Source organism: Bartonella vinsonii subsp. berkhoffii ATCC 51672 (assembly GCF_902825225.1).
In the GTDB taxonomy this organism is placed as follows: domain Bacteria; phylum Pseudomonadota; class Alphaproteobacteria; order Rhizobiales; family Rhizobiaceae; genus Bartonella; species Bartonella berkhoffii.
This window is the reverse complement of sequence record NZ_CADEAK010000044.1, coordinates 1-2089: the sequence shown is the minus strand read 5'-3', so window position 1 is coordinate 2089 and position 2089 is coordinate 1. Positions and strand designations below refer to the sequence as shown.

Annotated in this window: 3 protein-coding genes and 1 pseudogene; 2 read left to right on the top strand and 2 right to left on the bottom strand. The window is 34.9% G+C overall.

From position 1 onward, the window contains the following. The first annotated feature begins 202 nt into the window (after positions 1 to 202). Positions 203 to 1120, top strand: a complete 918-nt coding sequence (locus tag J7R10_RS07960) for a YopJ/AvrA family T3SS effector serine/threonine acetyltransferase (RefSeq protein WP_010704773.1) — start codon at positions 203 to 205, stop codon at positions 1118 to 1120. Positions 1121 to 1157: 37 nt separating this feature from the next. Here the strand turns inward: J7R10_RS07960 and J7R10_RS07955 are convergent, their stop codons facing one another. Continuing rightward, a complete protein-coding gene (locus J7R10_RS07955; RefSeq protein ID WP_010704772.1) occupies positions 1158 to 1475 on the bottom strand; it encodes a type II toxin-antitoxin system HicB family antitoxin in 318 nt (105 codons plus the stop codon). Then, positions 1465 to 1737, bottom strand: coding sequence for a hypothetical protein (locus tag J7R10_RS07950; protein ID WP_010704771.1), 273 nt, complete (start codon positions 1735 to 1737; stop codon positions 1465 to 1467). The genes J7R10_RS07955 and J7R10_RS07950 overlap by 11 nt, the downstream gene beginning before the upstream one ends. 59 nt (positions 1738 to 1796) lie before the next feature. On the opposite strand from J7R10_RS07950, the pseudogene J7R10_RS07945 reads away from it, so the two are divergent. After that, a pseudogene (locus tag J7R10_RS07945) lies at positions 1797 to 2089 on the top strand (hypothetical protein); the annotation flags it as partial.

Sequence of the window (2089 nt, the reverse complement as noted above, 5' to 3'; positions counted from 1 at the left end):
GATTCAGAATTACCGCATAGCATGGATTCTTTTTTGAAAGCTTACGAACCAAATTTAGAACACCCCATTAAAAAGGTTGCTTAAGTTAAAAACAGATCTCCCCTCCCCGTTCTTAAAGTGGGGAGGTTATCAAGGTAAGACTCTTTTTAATCACAATGTGAAACTAACTTCCTGTGATAATTCTTAACGTGGGAGTTAATATATGCCGAAATTAAGAGATTTACTAAGAAGAATCTGTGGTTCAAAACAAGAAAGAGAAAGTGTTGTATCTGAAAAAAAAGAAAGTGCTGTATATAGAAAAAAACATGGCTTTGTATTCAGAGAAGATGAACCACTAGAAAGTATTATTGCTCGTCTAGAGAATGACATCACTAATGGTAGCTGGATCGATACCCTTTATGGAACAATAGATCTCAAAATGATGCCTGCCCTAGTAGATCAAGCCAACAAGAAATATCCTGAAATGAAGCTTCAATTTGCTGCAACACCAGAGGATATTCCTACATTAGTAAAAAATACGATCGATGATGGGATTCAATCTTCTAGAATAATCGTTAATCTAGATGATAACCAAGTCCATTTTGCAGTCATCGATCATAAAACTGTCAATGATCAAATATCCTTGATATTATTTGAACCTGTAGCATTCAAGCATATGCCACCTACAATGTTAGCAATGAGAGCAAAAATGGCTCTTGAAGCGAGCCAATTACCTAATTATCATTTTTCTATGGTGGAAATGGATATTCAACGGAGTGCTTCTGAATGCGCGATTTTTAGTTCATCTCTAGCTAAAAAGCTTTATCGCGAATCATATAAATTAGAGAGGTTACATAAAGATAATATTGAGGGTATTTTATGTAAATCAGATACTCTTTTTGTAGATCCTGATCAGGTAGATCATTACCTTCCAGTCAATTTTTATAAACATACGCAAGGTATAAATCGCCTCAATAAGTATATAGAATCAAATCCACGAGCTAAAAAGGAGATTATTAACAAGAAAAATGAACATATTTACGAAAGGTTTAATAAGAATTTAGTTGTAATAGATGGTAAAAATGTGTCTGTTTCTTCACACAAAAAAAGGATTTATGAATTTAAATCTCTAATGAGATGAATGTAAAAATTACTTTTCTTTTAGCGCGTAAGACTTTTCAAAGTTTAGAAGAAATATATCTGTTTAAGCTTACACCATTTTCGGCAGCTTGTATTGCAAGTTTTCTATGGAGTTCTGGTGGTATTCTTAATTGAAATTTTCCACTATATTTACCATGTGACAAAGGCACGGGAACTTCTTCTCCGTTATGTTGCATATCCTCAACAACTTCTGAAACGAGATCCATAATGCCTTTTAAAGCTTTCTCTGCTTGAGCATCTAACCATGAAAGGGATGGGAATTCTGCACACAATCCGATATATTCCTCATCTTCTTGCGACCACAAAACACGATATGTATAATGATTATTGTTCATGTCTCATCCTTTCTATCGCTTGTAAGACCTGTTTGACCTGATAGACTTTTGCTTTGTTGCCAGAATCTTTTTGAATATTCACACGAGGATCACCAAGCCACGGCGTTTTAAAAACAAAGTGGCTTGTACCATTGTTCCGCGGTTCTCCAAAAAAATGCACACACACAGCTAACAAATCTGAAAACTTGATGTTCTTTGGTGATGCTTTCATCAAGCTGATTATTTTTTCAACTTTATTGTTCATAACCAATAATAGTATCATTATTAATCCTAGTCAATCATTTTTAGAGTAAAAATGGCATCAATTAAACAGGAGCACCCATGCATCCGAGAGAAACGATTAGGGGAAGTTTTGTTACGTTGATCAAAGCAGCAAAGACGGCTACTGGTGATAATGTGTTTAATATGCGTGATTTCAACTTTTCCATTGAGAAAATGTCGGCAATTAATATCTCAACACAAAGCGAAACAATTGAAGATGGATATAATTATGGAGTAAGGCGGCGTGTCTTAACGGTGGATGTTGAATGTTATGCGACATGTGAAGATGGAGCGCGTTTTGTTGACCAATTAGCATGGGAGGTTGAAAAAAATTTCTATGCTAATCCCAATCT